Source organism: Pseudomonas sp. BP8, assembly GCF_017875955.1.
Taxonomy (GTDB): Bacteria; Pseudomonadota; Gammaproteobacteria; order Pseudomonadales; family Pseudomonadaceae; genus Aquipseudomonas.
The window spans coordinates 3455297-3481615 of record NZ_JAGINK010000001.1; the positions used below are offsets into that span (position 1 = coordinate 3455297).

Sequence of the window (26319 nt, forward strand, 5' to 3'; positions counted from 1 at the left end):
TGATATAAAAGCCACCGTTGATTAACCTGCAGGTTGATCAATAAGGAGTTGTTGTATGAAGCCATCCCCCATCAGCCTCCGTCACTTCAAGGTGTTCCTCGCTGTCGTTAGCTCTGGCAGTCTTGTGACGGCTTCAAAGCTTCTTCACATCACGCTGTCGGCAGTATCCAAAAGCGTCAAGGAGCTGGAGCAGGAACTGGATGCCCAGTTGCTGGTGCGCGGGCGAAAAGGCATACAACTGACACAAGCGGGGGAGGCGTTCAGCAAGCACGCCACTCAGACCATGGCCAGCTTCAGGCTGGCCATGGAGGACGTGAAAGATGCGCCCCAAGCACCTCAGGTTCTGAAGGTTGGTGCATTACCAACTGCAGCTGGTTACATGCTTGCACCTGTCGTAGAGCAGATGCGTCAGCGATACCCGCACATCCAGGTGCAGGTCGCTTCCGGTATTTACGATTACCTGGTAGGCAAGCTGCGCACCCGTGAGCTCGATTTGATCGTTGGGCGCCTGATCGGACGGGACATGGTGGGCGTAGTGTTCGAGGCACTCTACGAAGAAAATCTGGTGCTAGTGGTGCGCAGCGGCCATCCGCTTGCCCAGCATCGGCATCTTGACCTTAATGATCTGCGTCCCTACACGCTCGTGGTGTCGCCGCACGGAACACTGGTGCGAATCAGCGTAGACAATTTTTTACTATCAAAGGGCGGGGTAGAGGGGTTTCAGATACAGGAATCACTGAGTGAGACTTTCTCGCGTGTGTACGTGCAGGATTACGACGGTGTCTGGTTTGTACAGCGGGGCGTTGTCGACCTGGATATTCGGATGGGGCTAATTGTTCAGCTCCCTTTTCGCAGCACGCTGCTACGTGCTCCGATCGGATTGACATCCCCGACAGATAGGCAACTATCAGAGGCGGCCTCAGTTTTTTCCGAGCTTTTGAGACAATGGTGCGCGCAAATTCAACCTCAAAACTGAGCGGTTTGGGGCCGCCTGCACCAGGTAAGCTCATTGCTTTTTCGAAGGTGTCATGTACCCCCGCTCGTTGTACTGCCGATTTCCTTTGCTCGAGCTTACGGTAGAAACTGATTCCCGACGTACCGCCCAGCATGGGTATTGTCGATCATGAGCCTAGCCAGTTCAGCCCCTCGCAGAGCAGGGCGGCCATGTTTCCTACGGCTCTTGGAGGTGGCAGTCGCGCTTTGAGTGATTGTGGGACTTTATGCGCTCTGATGACAGCGAGCACGCGTTTGCGAGCCATTGGTGGTGCCCAGGAAATCTGACCACCAGCTTGCTTTTTGTGGATCCACAAATACATTGATATCGGGTTTATGATTGACATTTCAGTCATAACTGCACGTTAATGGATCCACAAAAACAAAGCTGGAGAGTTCCATGTACCCGAAAAACGCCTGGTATGTCGCCTGCACCCCCGATGAGCTCACTGGCAAGCCGCTGGGCCGGCAGATCTGTGGGGAAAAAATGGTGTTCTACCGCGGCCAGGAGAACCGCGTCTGCGCCGTGGAAGATTTCTGCCCGCACCGGGGCGCGCCGTTGTCGCTGGGTTACGTCGAGAACGGCAACCTGGTTTGTGGCTACCATGGCCTGGTGATGGGCTGCGACGGCAAGACCGTCGAAATGCCCGGCCAGCGGGTGCGCGGCTTCCCGTGCAATAAGACCTACGCCACCCTGGAGCGCTACGGCTTCGTGTGGGTCTGGCCCGGCGAACAGGACAAGGCCGACCCTGCCGCGCTCTGCCACCTGGAGTGGGCCGAGAGTGCAGAGTGGGCCTACGGCGGTGGGTTGTTCCACATCAACTGCGACTATCGACTGATGATCGACAACCTGATGGACCTGACCCATGAAACCTACGTGCATGCCTCCAGCATTGGCCAGAAGGAAATCGACGAAGCGCCGCCGGTGACCACGGTTGATGGCGATGAAGTGGTCACCGCGCGGCACATGGAAAACATCATGGCACCGCCGTTCTGGCGCATGGCCCTGCGCGGCAACAACCTGCCCGACGATCAGCCTGTGGACCGCTGGCAGATCTGCCGCTTCACCCCGCCCAGCCATGTGCTGATCGAAGTGGGGGTAGCGCTCGCCGGCAAGGGTGGCTACCACGCCGCCCCGGCGCACAAGGCGTCGAGCATCGTGGTTGACTTCATCACGCCCGAAACCGAGACCTCGATCTGGTACTTCTGGGGCATGGCCCGCAACTTCAACCCTCAGGATCAGGCGCTGACTGCCAGCATTCGCGAAGGCCAGGGCAAGATCTTCAGCGAAGACCTCGAGATGCTTGAGCAGCAGCAGGCGAACCTGCTGGCCAACCCGCAGCGCAGCCTGCTCAAGCTCAACATCGACGCAGGCGGCGTGCAGTCGCGGCGCATTCTGGAACGCCTGATCGCCCAGGAACAAGCCCCTGCGGCCGCACCGCTGATTGCATCCGCCCAATAACTCCCTTGTCGATGTGTTGCACGGCCACCCCCGGTGGACGTCAATGGAAGGTGCGCCATGATTGAAGTTGTCGTGACATCCCGAACCACCGAAGCCGAAGGCATCTGTAGCTACGAATTGACCTGCGCCCAAGGCCAACCCTTGCCAGCGTTCAGCGCGGGGTCGCATATCGATGTGCACCTGCCCGGTGGCCTGGTACGTCAGTATTCCCTGTGCAATCACCCCCAGGAGCGTCATCGCTACCTGATCGGCGTGCTCAACGACGCCGCTTCACGCGGTGGATCGCGTTGCTTGCACGAACAGGTGGCGGCGGGGCAGCGCTTGCTGATCAGCGAGCCGCGCAACCTCTTCGCATTGGCGCCCAACGCGGCGCGCAGCCTGTTGTTCGCTGGCGGGATCGGCATTACCCCGATCCTGTGCATGGCAGAGCAATTGTGGTTGCAGGGTGATGATTTCGAACTGCATTACTGCACGCGTTCGAGCGAGCGGGCGGCGTTCATCGAGCGCCTGGCCGCTGCGCCGTTCGCCAGCCGGGTACACCTGCACTTCGATGAAAACCCGCAAACCCGGTTGGACGCGGCCCGCGTGCTGGCGCAGCCGGGTGCGCACGACCACCTGTACGTGTGCGGCCCTGGTGGGTTCATGGAGCATGTGCTGGACAGCGCCCGTGGCCAGGGTTGGCCGCAGGCGCAATTGCACCGCGAGTACTTTGCGGCGGCGCCTGTCGACTCCAGCAATGACGGGGCGTTTTCGGTGAAGGTGAGCAGCACTGGGCAGGTGTTCGAGGTGCCGGCGGACAAGACCGTGGTGCAGGTGCTGGAGAGCCACGGGGTGGCGATTGCCATCTCCTGCGAGCAAGGTGTGTGCGGCACCTGCCTGACCCGCGTGCTGGAAGGGGTACCGGAGCATCGCGACCTGTACCTCACCGAAGACGAGCAAGCGGCCAACGACCAGTTCACGCCGTGCTGCTCGCGGGCGCGGACGCCGTTACTGGTACTGGACCTGTAACGGGCGCTAGTCGCCCTTGGTAATCACTTGCACGCCACTTGCCACGCTCGCTGCGCCGAACACTTCGGCGTAGCGCAGCGTGGCATTGGCGTGCTCGCGCATGATGCTTTCAGCGCGCGCACCCTGGCGGTTGCGCAGGGCATCGACCAGCGAATGGTGCTGCATGTGGGCAAAGTTGAAGCGGCGGTACTCGCGGGCCATGTTGTCGCGGTCGAAGGCCAGGGCCGACACCGAGGCGAAGGGGCGGTGGTCGTTGCGCGCCAGTGCCTCGGCAATCGCCGGGTTGCCGCTGCCGGCCACGATCACCTGGTGGAAACGCACGTTCAGGTCGTGGAAGGCTGCCAGGTCCTGCTCGGTGATGTAACCCTTGTCGAAGATCACATCGCCTTCATCCAGGCAGCGCTTGAGCGTGGCCATGGCCTGCGGCTCAAGCCCGCGTTCGGCGCATTGGCGTGCGGCCAGGCCTTCGAGCACACCGCGCACTTCGACCGCCCCGCTAAGGTCTTCGGCCGTGAGCGTGCGCACCTGGAAGCCCTTGCCGCCATGGCGCACCAGCAGGCCTTCCTGCTCCAGTGTTCTGAAGGCCATGCGCACCGGCATGCGGGAAACACCGAAACGTTCGGCGGTGGGCACTTCCATCAAGCGCTCGCCCCCGGCTAGTTCACCGGAGGCGATCATCTTGCGCAGTGCGACCAGGATGGTCTGGCCGTGTTTGCTCATTGCAGGCGACCTCGAAAAAGAGGCCGCCATGTTAACGCACTGGGTGCCAGCTGTGCAGTTGGCGCAGCGGCCCGTGCAGAGTGACCTCTGCGCGGCGCATGGGTCTTTGAAGTCGCGGTTGAAGAAACTTCAGGCCTGGGTCAAGGCACCGGGTTGCTGCACCTGGTGCTTGGGCAGGAACAGCAGCAGCGCCGCCGCCGCGATCACGAACACCACCGCAAACACCCCGTACAGGTGCAGTGGCTGCCAGCCGCCGTCCAGCAGCAGCCCGGCCACGGTGGGCGACAGGATGGCGCCGATGCGGCCGATGCCGATGCCCCAGCCCACCCCCGTAGCCCGTACCGATGCCCCATAGAGCATCGGCGACAGGGCATACAGCCCGGCGACGCAGGCGTTGGAGGCCAGGCCGATCAGCAAGCCCAGGGCCAGCGCCGCGGTGACCGAGGTGGCGGTGCAGGCGAACAGCACCAGCAGGCCGGCCGTGACCAGCATGAATACGCTCAGCACCGTCGACAGCCGCCACCGCGAGGCCAGCAGGCCGATCAGCGTCGCGCCGACGATGCCGCCGACACTGAGCAACACGCCGCCACTGACGCCTTGTTGTGCCGATAACCCGGCAGACACCAGCAGCTTCGGCGTCCAGCTCATGATGAAGTAGAAACCGAACATCACCAGGAAGAACAACGCCCACAGTAACAGGGTAGTGCGCCGCGACACGCCGTTGAGCAGTTGCACCAGCGCACTGCGCGGGGCCTGCTCGGTGTCCTGAGTTGCCGTTGGAAACGCCCCGGGCGCCGGCTGGCCAAGCTGGACGGCCAGGCGATCGAGCTTGGCCACCCCCTTGGCCGGGCGTTTGGCAAGCAGAAAGTCCAGCGACTCGGGCAGGTACAGCATCACCACCGGCAGGGTGGCCAGGGTGACCCAGCCCCCGACCGTGAACACCGAACGCCAGCCGTAGTGGGTCAGCAGCCACACGGAAAGCAGCCCGCCAAACGTGGCCCCCAGTGCGTAGCCTGTCGACTGCAGGCTCACCGCCAAGCCCCGCCAGCGTTTGTTGGCGTACTCGCTGGCAATCACGTTGCTACTGGCCAGGATGCCGCCGATGCCTAGCCCGGTCAGCGCGCGCAGCAGGGCCAGTTGTGTCGGCGTCTGGCTGTGGGCAGACAGCAGCATGCCGATACCGGACAGTACCAGGCAGAACATGATCAACGGCCGGCGCCCGAAGCGGTCAGCCCAAGGTGCGATGAACAGCGAACCTGCTGCCATGCCGAACAGCCCGGCACTGAGCAGCATGCCCACCTGGGCACCATTCAGGCCCCATTCGCTGGCAACCGAGGACGCGGTGAACGCCATCACCAGCACATCGAAACCGTCGATCATGTTCAACGCGATACACACGCCTACGGCCAGGTACTGGAACGGACGCATGGGTTGATCGTTGACCACCGCCTTCAGGCATTGGCTCATGGATGCGTCTCGCAAGTGGTGAGGAGGGCAGGGACAAGGGGACAGGTATCAGCAGGCAGCCGCAGGATGACGGCTTTGCGCGGTTCGGACATGGAGGCACCTTTCTTGTTTTTGTGGGAAGCGGCTGTGTTGCCGAATCCCTGGGTGCGATAGAAACTGTTTGGGGATCCAGAAATCAATAGCGGTACTAGGTAGAAAGCCAGTGATACTCAAGACTGGATTCAGATTACATCTATAAAAACCCTATAGATCAATAATATATATACACAACCTCGAAAGATAAAATCGTTCGATTATCGAACTGGTTGTCTGTCTTCAATTCGATGGATCCATTGCTTGGCTGCGTTGAGCGGTGAGCGCTCGTGGTCGCAGCCAAAGCGGATGCACGTTATGTGCTTCAGTCGCCCTGCGCCTGCCGCACCGTCCTAAACCCCACATGGGACGTCGCCAGGTATAGCGTCTGCGGTTGCCGGGCCGAAGGCCGATAGCGCATGCAGGCATCTGCCGAGCACAGGTGTGACCCACCTTTGATCACCGCCACCGGCGTACCGGGTTGCGCAGGGTCGTAGCTGTCGCTCAATGCCGGGCCGGGTGGATCGAGGCCGGCATCGCGGGCCTGATCATGCCCGGGGCGGTATCCGCTACGGGTCAACTCCCAGACATTGCCCCCTGCGTCGAACACGCCAAAGCCATTGGCCACGAAGCAGCCCACGGGGGAGGTGCCGGTGAAACCATCGAGCGCTTGATTGTGATACGGGAACTGGCCCTGCCAGGTATTGGCCATGGGTTTGCCCGAAGGGTGCTCGCTAGCGCCCCAGCTGAAGTCCGCATCCTGCAGGCCACCGCGCATGGCGTATTCCAGCTGCGCCTCGCTGGGCAGTGCGTGGCCGGCCCAGCGGGCGTAGGCCTGCGCATCGCGCAGGGTCACTTGCACGACCGGGTGGTTTGCCCGCTCACGCCAATGACTGTCGGGCCCCAACGGGTGGCGCCAGCTCGCCCCGGCAACGAACTGCCAGCCAGGCCGTAATACCTCGGCACCCTGTTTGAACACCATAGCCCCCGGCACCCGCAGTGTCTCCGGCAGATCGGGGGCGGCTTGCACATCGATGCCCTGTTCGGCCTGGGTGACGTAGCCGGTCGCCTGCACGAAGCGGGCGAACTGGGCATTGGTGACCGGGTGCACGTCGATCCAGAAGGCCGAGACCTTGGCCGGGTGCGGCGGGCCTTCTTCACTGTAGAAGCGGCTTGAGCCGAAGCTGAAGGTTGCCCCGGGTACCCGCACCATGCCATCGCGCCACGGCCCCTCGCGGGGCGCGGGCACACCGCTGTAACTGCCGCACAACAGCGCAGGAGCAGGGGCTGCTGGCCATGCAGCATAGGCAGCGGCGAGCACGCCGAGGGCAAGTGCCGCGCCCCCGAGCAGCCGGGGTGTCATGGCTTGCTGACCAGCGCAGGGGAAACAGGCCGGCCCTCGCTCGTGATGACAATGTTGTTGCGCTGGGCATAGCTTTTCCAGTCGCGCAATAGTTCGGTCACCTGCTGGGGCTGTTGTGCACCCAGGTCATGGTGTTCGCCTGGGTCTTTGCTCAAGTCGTACAAGCGCCACGCCGGTGCTGCGTCGGTGGTGTCGAACAGCAGTTTGAGGTTGCCCTTGCGCAGTGAGGCGTTGCCGTTGATCTCCCAGCCCATGGCCTCGTCGCGGGGGTGGATCTGCTTGTCCCGGCCTTCGAGGTAAGCCAGGGCCGACGTGCCTTGCGGTGGCACGATATCGCGGTCGCGGTACTTGATCCCTGGCAGTGAAGCGCCGGCCAGTTGTAGCAAGGTCGGCATGATGTCGCGCACGCTGGCCAGTTCTTCGCTGCGCCCGGGTTTTATCGTTGCCGGGTAGTGGACGAAGGCCGGTACGCGGATACCGCCCTGGTAAGTGGTCATTTTGTAGCGGCGGCTGGGCAGGGCACTGACCTGGGCCCATGCCGAGCCGATCATCAGGAACGAATCAGGCCGGCCGTAGTTTTCCAGGCGGTTGTCGAAATTGTGTTTGACCCATTCCGGGTCTACGCGGTTGGCGTTTTCCGGGCCATTGTCGGACATGAACAACACCAGGGTGTTGTCCAGCTCGCCCGTTTCACGCAGGTGGTCCACCAGGCGGCCCACCTCGGCGTCCAGCGCGGCCACCATCGCGGCGTACACCTCCATGGTGCGTGCCGACTGCTGCCGTTGCTCCGGGCTCAGCGACGCCCAGCTGGGCACGCCTTCGAGTTGTGGCTCCATCGGAAAGTCGGCAGGCACCAGCCCGGCCTTGCGCTGGCGCTGCAGCCGCTCGCGCGCGATCTGTTCATAGCCTTGGTCATAGCGGCCACGGTACTGCGCCAGGTATGCGTCGGGCGCCTGCAGCGGCCAGTGCGGTGCGGTGTAGGCGGCGAAGGCGAAGAAAGGCTTTTGGCTTGCCTTGCCCTGGTCGATGACGTCGATCAGGCGGTCGGTGAACCAGCGGGTCGAGTAGAAGTCGTTGGGCAGCTCCACGGGTTCGCCGTTGTGGCGAAAGCTCCAGCTGTAGTTTGGCAACAGGCCCATGTTGGTTTGCTTGAAGTGCGCCGCGCCGCCTTCCAGCAGCACATACGCCTGGTCGAAGCCGCGGTTTTGCGGCTGCTGCGCAGAGGTCATGCCCAAATGCCACTTGCCCGCGATGTAGGTGCGATAACCCGCGTCGCGCAACAGCTCGGCGAGCGTGGCCACATTGGCACCCAGTACACCTTCATACCCCGGCTGCACCTCGCTGCCCGCCGGCAGGCGCCCGCGCGATTCGGCCATCATGCCGACCCCGGAGAGGTGCGGATCGTTGCCGGACATCAGCATGGCGCGGGTGGGCGAGCAGCTGGGTGAGGCATGGAAGTCGAGCATCAGGCGCCCGGCGGCAAGCAGCTTGTCCAAGTGCGGGGTAGCGATCTCGCTGCCTAGCGCAGACAGGTCGGAAAACCCCAGGTCATCCGCGACCACGAGCAGAATGTTGGGTTGCTTAACGGTTGGGGCGGCGAATGCTTGGCTTGCGCCGAGCAGCAGCAGGCTGAAAGCGAGCAAGGGCTTGGAGGGGGGCATGGGGTTTTCTCTTTATTATTGTCGGAAGGATGCGCTACATAATTTTTACATTTAATTATCTTGTCAAGAATTGGAAACCGGCGAGGATCTCGGCTGAAACGCTTCTGTTCGGGCTACTCCAGACAATGCGCCTAGATAGGGGGTTTAAAAAGTGTTCGATCAGCGAACGGTGATCGAACCTCGTCGTAGGCGATAAGCGCTGACGCCTATTGACGGCATGATCGTTAAACAAAATAATCGTTAACAGAGTTATCCATTTTCACAACAACAAGAAAGGATATTCTGATGACGAAGCCGCTGACGGGGGCATGTCTGTCCCTGGCGCTGTTATCAATCGCCCAGCTTTCACAGGCGGCGAGCCCCTTGGAGGACAGCCGCCCAGGGCGGCCTGGCGCGCCGCGCTGGGTCGAGGATTACCGCTTCCTGGATGACCCAGGCAAAGCCAGCGACCCCTTCGATGGCCTGCGTTACCATCGCCTGTCGGAAAGCGCATGGCTGCAACTGGGCGCGGAAGCGCGCTATCGCGCCGATTCACTGGACAAGCCCTTTTTCGGCCTGCGCGGTTTCAAGGACGATTCCTACCTGATGCAACGCCTGCAAGCCCACGCCGACCTGCACCTGTTCGACGATGCGCTGCGTGCCTTTGTGCAAATCGAAAACACCCGCGCGTTCGGCAAGGACCTGTACTCGCCGAACGACGAAAGCCGCAATGAAGTGCGCCAGGCGTTTATCGACCTGAACCATGACATTGACGGCGGGCGCTTCACGACCCGTGTCGGCCGCCAGGAGATGGCGTACGGCAACCAGGTGTTCGTCACGTACCGCGATTCCCCCAACATCCGCCAGACCTTCGACGGGTTGCGCGCCAGCCTCAACCTCAAGGATGGGCGCAAGCTCGATGCCTTCGCGGTACGGCCGGTGACGACCGGCGAGGACAGCTGGGATGACGGCAGTAACAATGGGGTCAAGTTCTATGGCCTGTACGGCACCCTGCCATTGACCCATGCCTGGAACATCGACCTGTTCGCCTTCGGCCTCGAAACCGACGACCGCGCCCTGGCGGGTGAAACGGGTGATGAACAACGCTACACGTTCGGCACCCGCGTGTTCGGCCGTTACCAGGCTCTCGACTGGAGTTGGGACCTGGCCGGCCAGAGCGGGCACCTGGGCAACGCTTCCATTCGTGCCTGGGCGGTGTCCAGCGACACCGGCTACACCTTCAACCACCCGTGGGCGCCACGCCTGGCCATGCGCCTGGACGCCGCCAGCGGCGACAGCGACCTGGGCGATGGCAAGGTTGGCACCTTCGACCCGTTGTACCCACGTAACGGCGTGTACGGCGAGGCCAGCCTGACCACGTTGAGCAACATTATCGTCATTGGCCCGACCTTTGGCTTTTCACCCTGGCGCGCCCTGCGCTTCGAACCCGGTATCTTCGAGGTGTGGAAACAGAACACCAACGACGGCGTATACATGCCTGGCATGAGCATCCTCGCCAATACCCGCGGCACCGGCCGACACGTGGGCACCATCTACCGCGTCAATAGCCGATGGTTGGCGACGCCTAACCTGACGCTCGACCTCGACCTGAAGTACTACGACATAGGCGCCGCCATCCGCGATGCCGGGGGCGACGACGCCTCGCTGGTGTCGGTACGTGCGACCTTCAGGCTCTGACTCCTAATCGCATAACAACAAGAGGGCTGCACATGAGTGGTTCAATCGCACATTCGCACCGGCCGGTACTGACGATCGGTTTGTGTTTTCTCGTCGCGCTGCTCGAGGGGCTCGACCTGCAAGCCACCGGCGTTGCCGCGCCACACTTGGCCAAGGAATTCGCCTTGACCCCCGCCATGCTGGGTTGGGTGTTCAGTGCCGGCTTGCTCGGCCTGTTGCCGGGCGCCTTCGTCGGTGGCTGGCTGGCGGACCGCATGGGACGCAAGCGCATCCTCATCATGGCCGTGTTGCTGTTCGGGGTGTTCTCGTTGGCCACCGCGCATGCCTGGGACTATCCATCGCTGCTGGTAGCGCGGCTGATGACCGGACTGGGGCTGGGGGCGGCGCTGCCGATCCTCATCGCCATGGCCAGCGAAGCCGCCCACGAGCGCCTGCGCAGCACGGCGGTCAGCCTGACCTACTGCGGCGTGCCACTGGGTGGCGCCATCGCTTCGGTGATTGGCATGGCGGGCCTGGACGAGGGCTGGCGCACGGTGTTCTACGTGGGCGGCTTCGCGCCCATTGCGATTGCCTTCGTGCTGATGGTCTGGCTGCCGGAGTCCCAGGCGTTTCGCGCCCAGGCCGCCACCAGCGGCACGCAGAACGGGCTGGCAGCGCAACTGTTCGGGCCTGGTCGGGCGAGCCGCACGTTGCTGCTGTGGCTGGCATGCTTCTTTACCCTGACCGTGCTGTACATGTTGCTCAACTGGCTGCCCTCGCTGCTGATCGGCCAGGGCTATTCGCGGCCGCAGGCCGGCGCGGTGCAGATCCTGTTCAACCTGGGCGGCGCGGCGGGGTCATTCCTGACCGGACGCATGATGGACCGTGGCCACGCCGGGCGTGCGGTGTTGATCGCCTACGCCGGCATGCTCGTCTCACTGGCGGGCCTGGGCCTGTCCACAACCTTTGGCTTGATCCTGCTGGCCGGATTTACCGCCGGCTATTGCGCCATCGGCGGCCAGTTGGTGCTGTATGCACTGGCTCCCACGCTATACCCGACACAAGTACGCGCTACGGGAGTAGGGGCGTCGGTGGCCGTGGGCCGGCTGGGGTCGATGGCCGGGCCCTTGGCGGCCGGCCAGATCCTCGCCGCTGGTGCCGGGGTAGGGGGCTTGTTGCTGGCAGCCTCGCCGGGCTTGGTTGTAGCGGCTGTGGCGGCGATGGCGCTGCTGGGGCGGCGTGCACCGCACAGCGAGGCAGCGGCTTCGCAAGGGGTGGCGCCATGAGCCTGCGTAAAGGGCTTGCCGCCCTGTGCTTGAGCAGCTGCGCCGCACTGGCCCAAGCCGCGAGCTATGAACCGCCGCCGCTCAAGTTCGAGCCGCTGGCGCGCTTCAGCGTTGACCTGGTGGCACCCATCTGGGAATTGGGCAGCACCAGCGGCCAGGGCAAACGGCGGATCATTCCTATCACGGGCGGGCATTTCGAGGGGCCCCGGCTCAAGGGGACCATCCTCAACAATGGCGCGGACTGGCAGGTGGTCACCCCAGAGGGCGTCGCCATTATCGACACCCGTTACCTGCTACAAACCGATGATGGCGCGTTGATCTACCTGCGTACCGAGGGCTACCGCTTCGGCCCGCCAGAGGTAATGAAAAAAGTCGCCGCTGGCGAGGATGTCGACCCCAGCCTGTACCAGTTCCGTATCACGATGCACTTTGAAACCTCGGCCCCGCAATACGCCTGGCTCAACCGCACGGTGGGCGTCGGCAGTGCCATGCGCTTGGGCAATGCCGTCGTCTACGACGCCTTCGAAGTTAAATAGATAATTCTGTTAATGGTTAATTGACTTAACTAAATGGCCGGGCTAATGTTCGGCCAACCACAACGAACAATCAGTACAAGAGGTGTGTGATGAGCCAATACGAGAACCGCTGGCAGACCGTGAAAGTCACCGTCGAGCAAGGCATCGCCTGGGTCAGCTTCAACCGTCCGGAAAAGCGCAATGCCATGAGCCCTACGCTCAACCGTGAAATGCGCGATGTGCTGGAAACCGTCGAGCAGGACGCCGACGCCCGTGTGCTGGTGTTGACCGGCGAAGGCAGTGCCTGGACCGCGGGCATGGACCTCAAGGAGTACTTCCGCGAGGTGGACGCCGGCCCGGAGATTCTTCAGGAGCGCATCCGCCGCGATGCTTCGGAGTGGCAGTGGAAACTGCTGCGTTTCTACAGCAAGCCGACCATCGCCATGGTCAACGGCTGGTGCTTCGGCGGCGGTTTCAGCCCGCTGGTCGCTTGCGACCTGGCTATCTGCGCCGATGAGGCCACCTTCGGCTTGTCTGAAATCAACTGGGGCATCCCACCGGGCAACCTGGTCAGCAAGGCCATGGCCGACACCGTGGGCCACCGTGAATCGCTGTACTACATCATGACCGGCAAGACCTTCGACGGGCAGAAAGCCGCGCAAATGGGCCTGGTCAACAAAAGCGTGCCGTTGGCGCAACTGCGCGACGAAGTGGTACTGCTCGCTCAGGACCTGCTGGACAAGAACCCGGTGGTGCTGCGTGCTGCCAAAAACGGCTTCAAGCGCTGCCGCGAGTTGACCTGGGAGCAGAACGAGGACTACCTCTACGCCAAGCTCGACCAGGCGCAACTGCGTGACCCGGAGCACGGGCGCGCGCAGGGCTTGAAGCAGTTCCTCGACGACAAAAGCATCAAGCCGGGCCTGCAAGCCTACAAGCGCTGAGTGATCTTGGCGTTCATTCCCGAATAATCAGAAAAAGAGGAATGCCCGATGTTCGAGGTGCCATTGTTAATTGGCGGTAAGGCCCGTGCGGCCAGCGACGGCGGCACGTTCGAACGTCGCCATCCAGTCAACGGCAACGTGGTGTCGGTGGTGGCTGCGGCCACCCTGGCCGACGCCGATGCGGCGGTCGAAGCGGCCCAGGCGGCTTTCCCCGCGTGGGCAGCGCTGGGGCCAAGCGAGCGCCGCGCGCGCTTGCTGAAGGCGGCTGATGCGCTGGACGCCCGGCGTGACGAATTCCTGGCCATGGCCGGGGAAACAGGGGCCAAGGCCAACTGGTACGGTTTCAACGTAATGCTGGCGGCCAACATCCTGCGCGAAGCGGCGTCGATGACCACCCAGATCCAGGGCAGCGTCATCCCTTCCGACGTGCCCGGCAGCTTTGCCATGGCCCTGCGCCAACCCTGCGGCGTGGTGCTAGGCATCGCGCCGTGGAATGCACCGGTGATTTTGGCCGCACGCGCCATCGCCATGCCCTTGGCGTGCGGCAACACCGTGGTACTCAAGGCCTCCGAAGCCAGCCCGGCGGTGCATGGCCTGATCGGTCAGGTGTTGCAGGCGGCCGGTTTGGGAGATGGCGTGGTCAACGTGATCAGCAACGCCCCGCACGATGCGCCGGCGCTGGTCGAGCGGCTGATCGCGCATCCGGCGGTGCGCCGAGTGAACTTCACCGGCTCTACTCATGTCGGGCGTATCGTTGGGCAACTGGCGGCGCGTCACTTGAAGCCTGCGGTGCTCGAATTGGGCGGCAAGGCACCGTTCCTGGTGCTGGCCGATGCCGACCTGGATGCTGCGGTCGATGCCGCAGCGTTTGGCGCCTACTTCAACCAGGGTCAGATCTGCATGTCCACCGAGCGGCTGATCGTCGACCAGGCCGTGGCTGATGCGTTTGTCGCCAAGCTCGGTGAAAAAGTCCGTCGCTTGCGCGCAGCGGACCCTGAGCAAAGCGATGCGCCGCTGGGTTCATTGATCGATGCCGGGGCCGGTGAGCGCATACAGGCACTGGTGGATGACGCCATCAACAAGGGCGCGACCCTGGTGGCCGGCGGTGAGCGTGCGGGCAGCGTCATGCAGCCGGTGCTGCTCGACCACGTCAACGCCGACATGAAGCTGTATCGCGAAGAGTCGTTCGGCCCCGTTGCCGTGGTGCTGCGCGCCAGTGGTGACGAAGCACTGCTGACCCTGGCCAACGACTCCGAGTTCGGCCTGAGCGCGGCGATTTTCAGCCGGGACACTCAGCGCGCCCTTGCCCTTGCCCAGCGCCTGGAGTCGGGCATCTGCCATATCAATGGCCCGACCGTGCATGACGAAGCGCAGATGCCTTTCGGCGGGGTCAAGGCCAGTGGCTACGGCAGCTTCGGCAGCACGGCGGCCATCGACGCCTTTACCCAGTTGCGCTGGGTCACCGTGCAACAAGGCGCCCGGCACTACCCGATCTAATCCACGCACTCACAACAACAATAGCGAATGCACCTGGGGGCCTCTCGGCCCTTGGGCGCACTAAGGCAGAGGTAGCCTTCATGGTTTGCGAAACCCTCTCCGTTGCCCAGCGTGCGCCATTGCGCGCCGTCAAGATCGGGCAGCCTCAGGTACAGGTGCGCCAGCAAGGCGACATCCTCTACCTGGACCCTGTGGAAACACTCGACGCTTACCCGGCACGGCTGATGGAGCGCTTGCTGCATTGGGCCGAACAGCGCGGCGAGCAAACATTCGTCGCCCGCCGTGGTGCTGATGGCGAGTGGCAGCACATCACTTACGCCGCCATGTTGCAGCGGGTTCGATGCATCGCCACCTGGTTGCTGGATCAAGGCCTGAGCGCCGAGCGCCCGCTGGTGATCCTCTCGGGCAACGACCTCGAGCATGTGCAATTGGCCTCGGCCGCACTGTATGCCGGGATCCCGTATTGCCCGGTATCGCCGGCCTATTCACTGCTGTCTCAGGACTTTGGCAAACTGCGCCATATCGTCCAGACCCTGCAACCCGGCCTGGTCTTCGCGGCCGACGCTGCCTATGGCAGAGCCATCGATGCGGTGTTCGAGCCCTCGGTGAAACTGGTGCTGGGCGAGGGCGAACTGCCAGGCAGGGCGAGCACACCGTTCGCCAATGTGCTGGCCACCGCCGCACACCCTTGCGCCGACCAGGCGTTTGCCGCGTTGCGCCCACAAAGTCTGGCCAAGTTTTTGTTCACGTCCGGCTCCACCAAGCTGCCCAAGGCCGTGGTCACCACCCAAGGCATGCTCTGCGCCAACCAGCAGATGCTGTTGCAAACCTTCCCGGAATTCGCCGAAGTGCCGCCGGTGCTGGTCGACTGGCTACCGTGGAACCACACCTTTGGTGGCAGCCACAATGTCGGCATCGTGCTGTACAACGGCGGCACGCTGTATATCGACGATGGCAAGCCGACGCCGCAAGGCTTCGCCCAGACCCTGCACAATCTCAAGGACATTTCCCCCACGGCTTACCTGACCGTGCCCAAGGGCTGGGAAGAGCTGGTCAAGGCGCTGGAGCAGGACAGCAGCCTGTGCGAACGTTTTTTCCAGCGCATGAAGCTGTTCTTCTTTGCCGGTGCCGGGTTGTCCCAGGCCGTCTGGGATCGGCTTGACGCCGTGTCCGTGGCCCATTGTGGCGAACGCATCCGCATGATGGCGGGGCTGGGCATGACCGAGACCTCGCCTTCGTGCACGTTCACCACGGGGCCGCTGTCGGTCGCCGGCTACATTGGCCTGCCGGCCCCGGGGTGCGAGGTCAAGCTGGTGCCGGTGGACGGCAAGCTTGAAGCGAGGTTTCGCGGGCCGCACGTGATGCCGGGGTACTGGCGCTCATCCCAACAAACCGAAGAGGCGTTCGACGATGAAGGGTTCTACCGCAGCGGCGATGCCGTGCGCCTGTGCGACCCCGACAATCCGCAGTTGGGGCTGATGTTCGACGGGCGTATTGCCGAAGACTTCAAGTTGTCTTCCGGGGTTTTCGTCAGCGTTGGGCCAATGCGCACCCAGGTGATCCTGCAGGGTGCCCCGTACGTGCTGGACGTCGTAGTGCTGGGACCGGACCGCGAATGCCTGGGCTTGCTGATCTTCCCGCGGTTGCCCGAATGCCGGCAGCTGGCCGGGCTTGGTGCCCAGGCCAGCGACGCCCAGGTCCTGGCATCGCCTGCCGTGCGGGACTGGCTGTCCAGCCTGTTGGCCAGCCTCAACCGAGGCGCCACGGGCAACGCCAGCTTTATCCAGTTCGCGGGCCTGGCCGACGAAGCGCCGTCCATCGACCGCGGCGAGATCACCGACAAGGGCTCGATCAACCAGCGTGCGGTCCTGCAACTACGCCAGGGCCTGATCGACAGCCTGTATGCCGGGCCAGGGCCCTCGCGCGTAGACGCGCCATGACGGCCCGGGGGCAGTTTCGCGCGTTTGCTGCGACCGCGTTGCTCGATGGCATCCGCACACCCTGGGTCGACCTCAATGGCGCATTCGGGTTGGTTTCGCCTACCGACCTGGGCATCAAGGCCGGCCGCGCGGTGTTGCAGCGCGCCGGGCTGGAGGGGCGCGACGTCGACAGCGTACTGGCCGGCTCCATGGCCCAGGCCGACTTCGACGCCTACATGCTGCCGCGGCATATTGGGCTGTATTGCGGCGTCGACCAGGCGGTGCCAGCACTGATGGTGCAACGCATCTGCGCAACCGGTTTTGAACTGCTGCGCCAAGCAGGTGAGCAAATCCAGGCGGGGGAGGCGGGCACCGTGCTGTGCGTGGCGGCCGAGTCGATGTCACGCAATCCGATCGTCGCCTACACCCACCGTGGGGGTTTTCGCTTGGGCGGCGAAGTCGGCTTCAAGGACTTTCTCTGGGAAGCCCTGTTCGACCCCGCCGTGGGCATCAGCATGATCCAGACTGCCGAGAACATCGCCCGGCAATACCACATCCCCCGGGCGGCAGTAGACGCCTGGGCGGCCCAGAGTTTCGCACGGGCCATGGCTGCGCGGGCGCGAGGGTGGTTTGCCGACGAGTGCGTCAGCGTTGGCAATGAAGTGTTCGAAGCACCGGGCTTGTTGCCACGTAGCCTCCGACTGCCACGTGGCGTTGAGGCCGTCACTGAGGACAGCCACCCGCGAGCGACCGCGTTCGATCGTTTGCAGCAACTGGCTCCGATTTACCCGCAGGGGGTGCAAACGGCGGGCAATAGCTGTGCGGTGGTGGATGGCGCAGCGGCGGTGCTGATGTGTTCGGCTGACCAGCTGGCTGGGCGCACACCGATGGCCTGGTTGCGGGCCAGCAGCGTGGTGGGCGTGGCGCCCGAGGTGATGGGGCTGGGCCCGGTGCCGGCCATCCGCTTGCTGCTGGGGCGGGCAGGCTTGGCGCTGGACGCCATCGCCTGCTTCGAAATTAACGAAGCCCAGGGCGCGCAGATAGTAGCCGTGCAGCAATCACTGGGCATTGCGCCTGAACGGCTGAACGCTTGTGGCGGCGCTATCGCCCTGGGCCACCCGCTGGCCGCCACTGGCCTGCGCCTGGCCATCAGCGTTGCGCGGCAACTGCGCGCCAGTGGCCAGCGCTATGGCGTGGTATCGGCCTGCGTCGGCGGTGGCCAGGGCATGGCCTTGCTCCTGGAAAATCCACTGGCCAAGACCTGAAAAGGAGATTCACGTGTCTACCTACCGCGCTCCGCTGCAAGACATTCGTTTCGTGATCGATCACTGGCTGCAAGCACCGGCGGCCTGGGCTGAATCGGAGGCTTTCGCCGGCGTCGACAGCGCGTTGGCCCACCAGCTGCTGGAGGAGGGCGCACGATTTGCAGAGCAGCAGTTACTGCCTTTGAACATGAGCGGCGACCGTGAAGGTTGCCGCTTCCATGCGGGCCAGGTGACTACGCCAAGCGGTTTTCGCGAGGCCTACCAGCGTTACGTCAGAGGCGGTTGGCCAGGGCTGACCTGTACAGTCGAGCACGGCGGCCAGGGCCTGCCGCTGCTGCTTGGCGCGGCGCTGCACGAAGTGATTTATGCCTGTAACCATGGCTGGGCCATGTACAGCGGCATCGCCCACGGTGCCTACGCGTGCCTGCGCACATTTGGCTCTGCCGAGCTGCGTCAGGCCTGGCTTGGCAAGATTGTCAGCGGTGAATGCCTGGCCACCATGTGCCTGACCGAACCCCAGGCGGGTAGCGATGTGGGCCTGCTGCGCGCGCAGGCATGGCCGGATGAAGCGGGGGGATATCGGCTGACGGGCAACAAAGTGTTCATTTCTGGAGGTGATCACGACCTCACGGACAACATTGTGCACCTGGTGCTGGCACGTCTGCCCGATGCCCCAGCAGGCAGCCGTGGGCTTTCGTTGTTCCTGGTGCCCAAGTTGACTGAGCAAGGCGAGCCTAATGGTGTTCATTGTACGGGCATCGAACACAAGATGGGCATTCACGCCAGCGCCACCTGCAGTCTCAGCTTCGATCAGGCCCAGGGCTGGCTTATCGGCGAAGCGCATTGCGGCCTGGCGGCGTTATTCGTGATGATGAACAGTGCCCGTACTTACGTCGGCCTGCAGGGTTTGGCCCACGCCGAAAGCGCCGGCCAGCGTGTCTTGGCCTATGCGCAGGCACGTGTGCAAATGCGCGCCGTGGCCCGCCCCGAAGGGGTTCTGGCCGCCCCTGCGGATCCTGTGATCTTCCACCCGAGCGTGCGTCAGGTGTTGTGGCAGTCTCGGGCGCTGACCGAAGGCATGCGTGCCATCGGCTACTGGAGCGCCCATCTGCTCGACCTTGCCGAGCAGTCGCAAGGTGCAGCCCGCCACACCCTGGAGGCGCGCATCGGCTTGCTCACGCCGGTGGTCAAAGCCTTTTTCACCGAACAAGGGTTTCAGCTGGCCAGTGACGCATTGCAGGTGTTTGGCGGTTACGGCTACGTCACCGAGTCGGGTATCGAGCAGACTCTCCGCGACAGCCGCGTGGCGATGATCTACGAGGGAACCAACCAGATCCAAGCCAACGACCTGCTCGTGCGCAAGGTGCTGGGCGACCGGGGTGAGGCGCTGGAAGCGCTGCTCGACCACGTGCTGGAAGACGCGGGCGTGGCGACTGACGCCGAAGGTAGGCGTTGGGCGCAGCAGCTGCGCGTCGCCAGCGACGGATTGCGCGCTTGGGTGCATGGGCTTCTGCAGCACGAAGACAGGGAATATGTCTACCGGGCCGCGGGTGACTTCCTCCAAGCGTTAGCGATGGTGTTGCTCGGCCATGCCTGGGCCCGGGCGGCACGCTTGGCGCTGATGCAGGCGGACCAGCCGTTCTACCGGCGCAAACGTCAGACGGCGGCGTACTTCTTTGACCACCTGTGGTTGCGTTTTGAGTACCGACTGCAATGCCTGCAAAAGACCGAGCTACCGCTGCCGTTTGTGAATGACCTGTGAGAGAAAATCAGATCTGACCCCATTCCTTGCAGGGCATTTTCCCAACGTACTCCTAGCGCCTTCGTACACGGCCTAATCGGCCTTGCGTAGCAGTGCAAGCAACTGCCGGCGCTCGTCATCATCCAGATTGGCAGTGGCGGCCCGGTCGCTTTCTTCTGCTACCCCATACAACGTTTTCAGCAGTTTTTCACCCGCCTTGCTCAGGTACAGGCCATAGGAGCGCTTGTCTGCCTTGCTGCGCACGCGCAAGGCCAGGCCTGCTTTTTCAAGCTTGTTAAGCAGCGGCACCACCTGCGGTGGCTCGATGTTCAATGCCTTGGCCAGCTCCGCCTGCGTAGGGCCAGGGTTCTGCGCGATGATTGCCAGCGCAGAAAACTGTGCAGGTCGCAGGTCGTATGGGATCAGGCACTCGACGAGGTGCTGGAATACCTTCATCTGCACGCGGCGCAAGGCGTAGCCAACCAGATCATTCAGGTCTGTCGGCGCAGTGGCCTTGCTGCTGTCGGCGCCCGTTTGCAGTGCAGGGGATGTGTTCATGCGATCTCGTGTGTCAGCGAAGATAAGGGTGAAAAATGATTAAGAAGTATAACCGATGTTGATCCTCTGGAAACGAATCGTGACTGGCATTCGTCTCTACTTACGTCCCCGGACTGAGAAGTCGTGCTGTGGTGACTGCTGCTTGGAGATCGAGATGGCTTGAGGCAAATGACTTCATCAGGAGCGAGCGGGGAAGGGCCCAATCCCATTTCTCTCGGATCATGTTTTCGACGTTTTCCAAGATGGGCTCTACATCTGAGATGTCCATTTGACCGACCACGCGCAACGCTCTTTGGTGTTAGCCAGTTTTCAAAGCGTCAGGTGGAGAAACGGAGATTCGTGACGGTGCAACCTAAGGGAGGATTTGAAGATAGTGATGCGACGAGCTGATTTTCCATCGAACGGAGGTTTGTGCAAAACCGACCGGGGTTAGTAACTGGCTGTTCATTTTTACTAACCAGTGAGCCAGCACTAACTATCTGTATTAAATACATTTTTTTTATGGGAAAACAAAATTCTGTGTTTTTTTGGCCTCAAAACAACACAGATTGTTGAAATGTATCTCAATAAAATCAATAGTTTACAAATCTGTGTTTTTTTAGACAAGTGGCGCTGGTCGGCTCATGCATCATGCCTAGGCTTAAGGGATGGAGACTCTCGAGGGTAGGCGTCATGTTAAGCATCGGCTCCTTTGTCCACACCACCCGTAGCGCGGATCTGTGCTACGTCCTTAGAACCGACTCCCAAAAAGACGAACTGCGAATCTGCCGGCTACTGGACGGCAAAGCGTGCTGCTTACCATCAAAGCATGTCATTGCTGAGGCGCGTCCTGCAGATCGTTTTCGAGAGCATGTTCGAGAGGTTATTAATCAAGACAAGTCTCCTGACTCCGACTCGGAGCCAATGTTTTCGAATTTCGCTGAGTATTTGACTGAGTACGTTAGTCGCGCAGTCAAAAGTGACTCTCAGTATATTATCGACGCGATCGTAAATTTCTTGATTATCGTGCTTAATGAGCAAGATAACGGGGATTATGGGCGATCGTTTAACGTTTTCTATCAGGATGTGAGCTGGTTTTGCTATCAGCTAGGCATGGACAGTCCATCAGACTCTCTTGTAAAGAGCCGGCTGCAAAGTATTAGGAATGAGCCCTTTGCTAGCCCGGGCGCAGGAGATGTCAAGGATGAAGTATAGACCTGAGAGCCTTGTTGCCTTGCGAGATAGGCCGGGAATATTCATCGTCAAAAGCTTTGATGCAATGAAGAATTTTCTGGTCGTCGTAAACTCAACAACGGGAGAAACTGTTGAGACGTCTGAAGGAAATATTGCGGCGGCCTCTGATGAGGCCTTGAGTAAGCTTAGGGATGAAACCTTAGCTGCTACTCCGGTTGTTGAGGATAGCGTGGTTATTGAGTCGCCCTATACTGAAGACGAAAAGTCGTTAGCGCTGGAGCGTCAGGCAGTATTTGATGAGTGGATGTCTGGAAGGCAAGGTATAGAGTATGTCAAGAAGCAACTTAAAATTGAAGCCACCATGATTGGAAGGTTGAGAGATAGGTACATTATTATCGGTGACTGGACAGCCTTTGTCCCAGGGAAACCAGGTCGTAAGAAGGGTAGCACGAAATTTTCTCCTTACGTGGAGGAGTATATAATATCCACCGCCGAGTCAGATTACACAGGCCCAGGGGCGAATGAAGAGCGGGTTATTGACTCTATTATCTCAGGGCTGGGAAAGGCAAATGCTCCGTCAAGAGCCACCTTGCGCAGGCGCTTGCGCACAATTCTCGATGAGCGTGAACGAATCAAAGCTAAAGAAGGGGAAGAGGCGGCGCAAGACAAATTTGGAAGTTACCCGTTTGGTCTGAAAGTATCTGGGCCTCTTGAAGTGGTCGAGGCTGACGGTAGTCCGCTGGATATGCATGCGAGGTGCAGACAAACGGAAATGGTGCTCGGTCGACCGTATCTCATGCTTATAAAAGACAAATGGAGTCGATCTTTTCTCGGTTTCGCTTTGTATTTCGGGGCGCCCAGTAGGTGGACGTTAGCACAAGCCTTAGACATGGCGATAAAGCCCAAAGAAGATCTAATCCGAGCCTTAGGGCTCGATGAGAATATTTATAAATGGATCCAGTATGGTCGCTTTTCTGCCCTCATGGTTGATGGAGGGCCAGACCTCAATGCCAAAACGGTCAAAGTTGCTTGTGAGATCCACAACGTCAAGCATATGAGAAGAAAACGCAAGCAGAGTGGTGGCTCGATCGAGAGGGGGCTCGGTATAATAAATCGTCATTTTATACAGACCTTAGAAGGGGCTGTGCCATCTTCTGGGAAAAAACGGCGTGGAAAAAAAATTGAAGAAACCGCAATTTATTACCTTGACCAAATATTTATGATGGTGGTGACTGAGATTTGTCGAAGGCATGAGAAGGGTGGCTCTGATGGGATGACCTCTAACGATCTCTGGCTCAGTCGATTTGGTGAACACAACGGAGAAATTCTGACACCTCCGAGGTTTGAAGATCCGTTAGATTTTATTATTGGTATGTACCATGAGCACCGGGTAAAAGTTCGCAAGGATGCTATAATCATTCATGGAATCTTGCGTTATCACCCTGGGCCATACTACGGGCATTCCGGAGCACACGTCAGGGTTAAAGTTGATAACTCAGATATTGATCGCGCATGGGTTCTACATAATGATAGATGGATGCCCATTGAGCGCCTTGGGCCAGATTTGGACTACCTTAGGCCCTTCAAAAGTGTTGATCCGCCTGGTAAATTTGGCCCCATATCAATGCTTGCATGGAAGGCAAAGCAATATAAACAGCTTAAGGCTGGGGAATTAACTCCGGCAGGTGAGCGGATCCACCTTAGTCAACAGGACGTCAAAAAAGCGCTACATAAGGAAGCTCTGGAAGGAGCTCGTAATGCAGCAAACGCTAAACAAAGTGAGATGGTCGGGCCTTTTGCCAAAGCTACTCCCAAGAAGTCAAAAACGCAATCGAAGGCCGAGCCTATTTTCGACGCAGCAGATGTTGAACCGCTAGAAGGGTTTGATCTATGAAAGCTGATCATGAGCTCCTCCTGGAACAAACCGCAGAAGAACGCATGATCTCCTGCATGCGGGATGTTTTCATTATGCGTCCGGAGGCTATGATCGCAATGGATAGCTATAAAAGGCTCGTTGCTCTTCCCAGGCTAATTGATAATCCGTGTATGTCTATAACAGCTAAATCTGGTCAAGGTAAGAGTACGATTGGAGCAGTAATGGCGCAACAAAGCTGTGCATCAAACTCAGACTGGGCAAGAAAGGTTGTTTATATAGATTTAGTTCGCAACACTGCTAATTTGAACTTGACTAAGTTGCTACAAATGGAGATAGGGATTCAGTTCGGCGAGCGCAAGAAACCGCTCACGCTGAGCTACAATGATATTGCGAGAGGACAGAGGTTGATTCGGGAAAATAATGTGGGCGGAGTTGTGCTGGATGAAGCGCAACTACTGCTTAAGGGGTTTACTGATCGAGGTCGCGAGCTTAATCTTTCCGCGGTCAAAGGATTTGCTGGCCCATACTGGGCGTTAAATTTCTGCTTGCTTGCGGACAAGGAGAATCTCGAAACACTTCTAAAAGCAGATGATACAATTGCTAGTCGTTTTAGTTTGCGCTCAGCTCATCTTCCGGAATTGAAGTGTGATAAGTCATTCATCGCTTTTGTGAAAGGATTTGTAGCGAAAATGCCACTCCGGCAAAAGTCGATCATTGATTTTGACTTCTGTAAAAAGCTTTTGGAATTATCAGTTCTCAAAGTATATAGGGATGGTGTTGAGGAGAAGTATTCACCGTTGAGGTCTGTTGTCACCATTCTCAAGGAAGCATCGCGGATGGCAATCGAGTCCGGCCTTGAGTACATAAATATTCAGAGTCTGTACATGGTCGATGTCGTCCTGAAAAACCAAATGGATACGCAGTCCTACTTGGATCGCTATACTGTGATTCAATAGTCTGGTTTATGGTGTGGTGTTTCATTATGCTGAATAGGTTAGGTGCGTTTACTGAAGCTCAATGGTCTAACTTGTCGGGAAACGAAATTGTTCTCTCTGCACTGGTTGGCTCCATTTGCAATGGTGCAGCAGTGGGGAATGATAATGACCGCACTAACTTATACTTGATTAGTGGGGCTCTGGGCTCAGGTTTATCTGCGCTCTCTTATCAACTAGAGCGCCACTTTAAGTCTCAGCAACTAAGGGTTTTATCAATTGAGCGTCACCCTCAGAAATCGGTTACCTTGTTTTCTTCGGATCTTGTATATTCACTGAAACTTCCTGCAGAGGTTTCTGAAGAGATAAGAAAGCATAAAGGGAAGTCAGCCCTTGATGAGGCCTACTGGCATTTGCTTTTAGAAAGAAATTACGATTTAATAATTATTCGTGACGCACACGAATGGGTCTTGCCTAGTCTTATTTCTTCATCTCAATCTTTATTGGCAATGCAGGAGCTTGTTGCTCGCTGCCCATGCATTCCAATTGTCGTATTTGCGGAGCAAGGCGCTGCTCGGGAAATTGATCATGCCGTTTCGCTGACTAATACGATGGTGCGCTCATTTGAGTTGTCCCCGATGGAGAATGATCGCGACTTTGAAATGTTCATCCGCGATATTCGTCGCAAATTACTAGCAGCTTCTGATCAAGGTGCGGAGATATCAGAAGAAGAGATAAAATCGATTCATTCCAAATCTAAGGGCCTTATTGGTTATGCATCCAGGCTGGTGCATTTGTCTTTGGCAGACGCTGGTACGTTACGTTTTAATGAAGCTGATAATTTTGAGGCTGAGCAGCTATTCCCTATTAATGGTGAGTCGTTTTCTTCCTGGATGGGAAGAATGTCCGTCGAGAACATGAGCGTCGCAGAGCTCAATGCTTTTGATGTTTTCTCACACCAATGCGCTCAACTGTCGGTAGACCCGGACTCACTATATGAGTTTCCGGCTATACGGAGCTGCTTTAACGATCGTTATGAGGGTGTTTTTCAGAGCTTTAGATTGCCCACAGATGGCTATCTCCCATATCGTCAGAGCACTAGCTACTGCCCAGAGTGTCTGAAAGCGGATATTAGGAAGCTTGATCTGCCAGCTTGGCGGTCTGCTTGGCGCCAACTCGGTATGTGTATCTGCTGCGATCATGAGTCTCCAGTGATGTTGCTTAGCCTTTCTACGCCTCATTATTCACCGCTGGACAAGGCATGGCGTGCGTACACTGAGTATGTAAGTAGCCCAAGTTCTCGGTTGCTAGTCAGCTTTCCTCTAATCAGCAACGGCGAGCAGGCCATCGCGGATAATGAAATGCTGTTGAGGATGACTGCTAGGGTTCAGAGTTGGGTGCTAGGAGATATCCAGCCCATCCAGACTCAAAAGCCTACCAAGGCAGTTCTGGAGTTTTTGCTTGGCGTCTGGCTCTGTGATCCTGCTTGGCGAACGGCTCCGGGATTTGCCTGTTCCTTCTTCTTTCCTCAGCGTAAAGGTAATAGCGCTAACCTCACTCCTGATACGTCCTTTGCTGATGCCCCTCCTCATTACTCATGGGCGACTCCACGTCAGATAGCTGTTGCTTACTGGATGCTCGGAGTAGCTTTCAATGTGATCTCTTTCGATGAAGCTCTGACGATCCGTGGCGTATGCAGACCGTATTCTCTTCCGTTTCCAGTAGATCGTAATGAGATTAGGAGGGTAGGGCTTGGTGTACACGCTCGGCGAGTGAGGGAGGAAATGATAGCATTGGCATATCGAACTCTCGGTGCAGAGGAATTGGAGCAGGTGATTTGGGCGTTGAGATAGTAAGGGTAAGTTTATTCTGCCCCCCCCCCCCTAATCCTCTCTACTGATTTTACCCGATCTTAACCTTCTCAGCTAAATAGACACCTAAATTAATCTCTCGTTTAAATGCTGTGTTCGCGAATCTCAAATATTAATTGAAAATTGACATGCTGAGCATAGCGCTTTCGATGCATCAAATAATTTCGATTTATTGACAGCTGCAACGGCAGATGAGCTACGGCATTGGATGGTTGATCGTTACGAATGTGGTAAAAATTCGAGACCGGTCTCATCGCTTCATGAGTAGATTTCACCAGTGAATTACCTGTGGTAGCACCTTCATAAAATCGGACTGGCGGTAGCAAGCTTTCTTGGGTACACG

19 protein-coding genes are annotated in these 26319 nt (G+C 59.3%); 14 read left to right on the top strand and 5 right to left on the bottom strand.

The window, feature by feature from the left end; translation table 11 throughout:
* Window positions 1-55: 55 nt before the first annotated feature.
* The 3 genes from J3B00_RS15120 (at window position 56) to J3B00_RS15130 (ending at window position 3463) form a co-directional block, all read left to right on the top strand.
* Complete coding sequence (locus J3B00_RS15120) at window positions 56-976, top strand: LysR substrate-binding domain-containing protein (RefSeq protein WP_209868269.1); 921 nt, start codon at window positions 56-58, stop codon at window positions 974-976.
* A 417-nt stretch (window positions 977-1393) separates the two neighbouring features.
* Window positions 1394-2455 (top strand): aromatic ring-hydroxylating dioxygenase subunit alpha, encoded by a 1062-nt coding sequence (locus tag J3B00_RS15125; RefSeq protein ID WP_209868272.1) that lies wholly within the window; start codon window positions 1394-1396, stop codon window positions 2453-2455.
* A gap of 57 nt (window positions 2456-2512) precedes the next feature.
* Window positions 2513-3463, top strand: a complete 951-nt coding sequence (locus J3B00_RS15130; protein WP_209868274.1) for a PDR/VanB family oxidoreductase — start codon at window positions 2513-2515, stop codon at window positions 3461-3463.
* 6 nt (window positions 3464-3469) lie between these two features.
* On the opposite strand, the gene J3B00_RS15135 is transcribed toward J3B00_RS15130, so the two are convergent.
* The 4 genes from J3B00_RS15135 to J3B00_RS15150 form a co-directional block, all read right to left on the bottom strand.
* Entirely contained in the window at window positions 3470-4183 is a 714-nt protein-coding gene (locus J3B00_RS15135; RefSeq protein ID WP_209868276.1) for a GntR family transcriptional regulator, read from the bottom strand.
* 129 nt (window positions 4184-4312) lie between these two features.
* A complete protein-coding gene (locus tag J3B00_RS15140) occupies window positions 4313-5650 on the bottom strand; it encodes an MFS transporter (protein ID WP_209868278.1) in 1338 nt (445 codons plus the stop codon).
* 397 nt (window positions 5651-6047) lie between these two features.
* Window positions 6048-7085 (bottom strand): formylglycine-generating enzyme family protein, encoded by a 1038-nt coding sequence (locus tag J3B00_RS15145; protein WP_209868280.1) that lies wholly within the window; start codon window positions 7083-7085, stop codon window positions 6048-6050.
* Window positions 7082-8746 carry an arylsulfatase gene (locus tag J3B00_RS15150; protein ID WP_209868282.1) on the bottom strand — a complete coding sequence of 555 codons (1665 nt, stop codon included), beginning with the start codon at window positions 8744-8746 and terminating at the stop codon, window positions 7082-7084. Before J3B00_RS15150 ends, J3B00_RS15145 begins: the two co-directional genes overlap by 4 nt.
* Before the next feature lie 285 nt (window positions 8747-9031).
* Between J3B00_RS15150 and J3B00_RS15155 the strand changes: the two genes are divergently transcribed.
* The 8 genes from J3B00_RS15155 to J3B00_RS15190 all read left to right on the top strand — a co-directional run bounded on the left by J3B00_RS15155 (window position 9032) and on the right by J3B00_RS15190 (window position 19587).
* A complete protein-coding gene (locus tag J3B00_RS15155) occupies window positions 9032-10423 on the top strand; it encodes an alginate export family protein (RefSeq protein WP_209868284.1) in 1392 nt (463 codons plus the stop codon).
* A 32-nt stretch (window positions 10424-10455) separates the two neighbouring features.
* On the top strand, window positions 10456-11688 hold the full coding sequence (gene mhpT, locus J3B00_RS15160) for a 3-(3-hydroxy-phenyl)propionate transporter MhpT (RefSeq protein ID WP_209868287.1): 1233 nt from the start codon (window positions 10456-10458) through the stop codon (window positions 11686-11688).
* Entirely contained in the window at window positions 11685-12224 is a 540-nt protein-coding gene (locus tag J3B00_RS15165; protein ID WP_209868289.1) for a DUF3237 domain-containing protein, read from the top strand. Before mhpT ends, J3B00_RS15165 begins: the two co-directional genes overlap by 4 nt.
* Window positions 12225-12313: 89 nt before the next feature.
* Complete coding sequence (locus J3B00_RS15170) at window positions 12314-13144, top strand: p-hydroxycinnamoyl CoA hydratase/lyase (RefSeq protein ID WP_209868291.1); 831 nt, start codon at window positions 12314-12316, stop codon at window positions 13142-13144.
* A 48-nt stretch (window positions 13145-13192) separates the two neighbouring features.
* Window positions 13193-14641 carry an aldehyde dehydrogenase gene (locus tag J3B00_RS15175; protein ID WP_209868293.1) on the top strand — a complete coding sequence of 483 codons (1449 nt, stop codon included), beginning with the start codon at window positions 13193-13195 and terminating at the stop codon, window positions 14639-14641.
* A gap of 80 nt (window positions 14642-14721) precedes the next feature.
* A complete protein-coding gene (locus J3B00_RS15180) occupies window positions 14722-16581 on the top strand; it encodes a feruloyl-CoA synthase (protein WP_209868295.1) in 1860 nt (619 codons plus the stop codon).
* Window positions 16578-17825 (top strand): thiolase family protein, encoded by a 1248-nt coding sequence (locus J3B00_RS15185; RefSeq protein ID WP_209868297.1) that lies wholly within the window; start codon window positions 16578-16580, stop codon window positions 17823-17825. Before J3B00_RS15180 ends, J3B00_RS15185 begins: the two co-directional genes overlap by 4 nt.
* Before the next feature lie 13 nt (window positions 17826-17838).
* Window positions 17839-19587, top strand: coding sequence for an acyl-CoA dehydrogenase family protein (locus tag J3B00_RS15190; protein ID WP_209868300.1), 1749 nt, complete (start codon window positions 17839-17841; stop codon window positions 19585-19587).
* 72 nt (window positions 19588-19659) lie between these two features.
* On the opposite strand, the gene J3B00_RS15195 is transcribed toward J3B00_RS15190, so the two are convergent.
* Complete coding sequence (locus J3B00_RS15195; protein WP_209868302.1) at window positions 19660-20124, bottom strand: MarR family transcriptional regulator; 465 nt, start codon at window positions 20122-20124, stop codon at window positions 19660-19662.
* A gap of 1183 nt (window positions 20125-21307) precedes the next feature.
* Here J3B00_RS15195 and J3B00_RS15200 point away from each other — a divergent pair.
* Genes J3B00_RS15200 through J3B00_RS15210 form a run of 3 tightly spaced genes read left to right on the top strand, consistent with a single transcriptional unit; the run spans window position 21308 to window position 25958 of the window.
* On the top strand, window positions 21308-23191 hold the full coding sequence (locus J3B00_RS15200; RefSeq protein WP_209868304.1) for a hypothetical protein: 1884 nt from the start codon (window positions 21308-21310) through the stop codon (window positions 23189-23191).
* Window positions 23188-24129, top strand: coding sequence for a TniB family NTP-binding protein (locus J3B00_RS15205; protein ID WP_209868306.1), 942 nt, complete (start codon window positions 23188-23190; stop codon window positions 24127-24129). Before J3B00_RS15200 ends, J3B00_RS15205 begins: the two co-directional genes overlap by 4 nt.
* Before the next feature lie 26 nt (window positions 24130-24155).
* The gene (locus tag J3B00_RS15210; RefSeq protein WP_209868308.1) at window positions 24156-25958 is read left to right on the top strand and encodes a TniQ family protein; all 1803 of its coding nucleotides are present in this window, start codon (window positions 24156-24158) and stop codon (window positions 25956-25958) included.
* The last annotated feature ends 361 nt before the right edge of the window (window positions 25959-26319 follow it).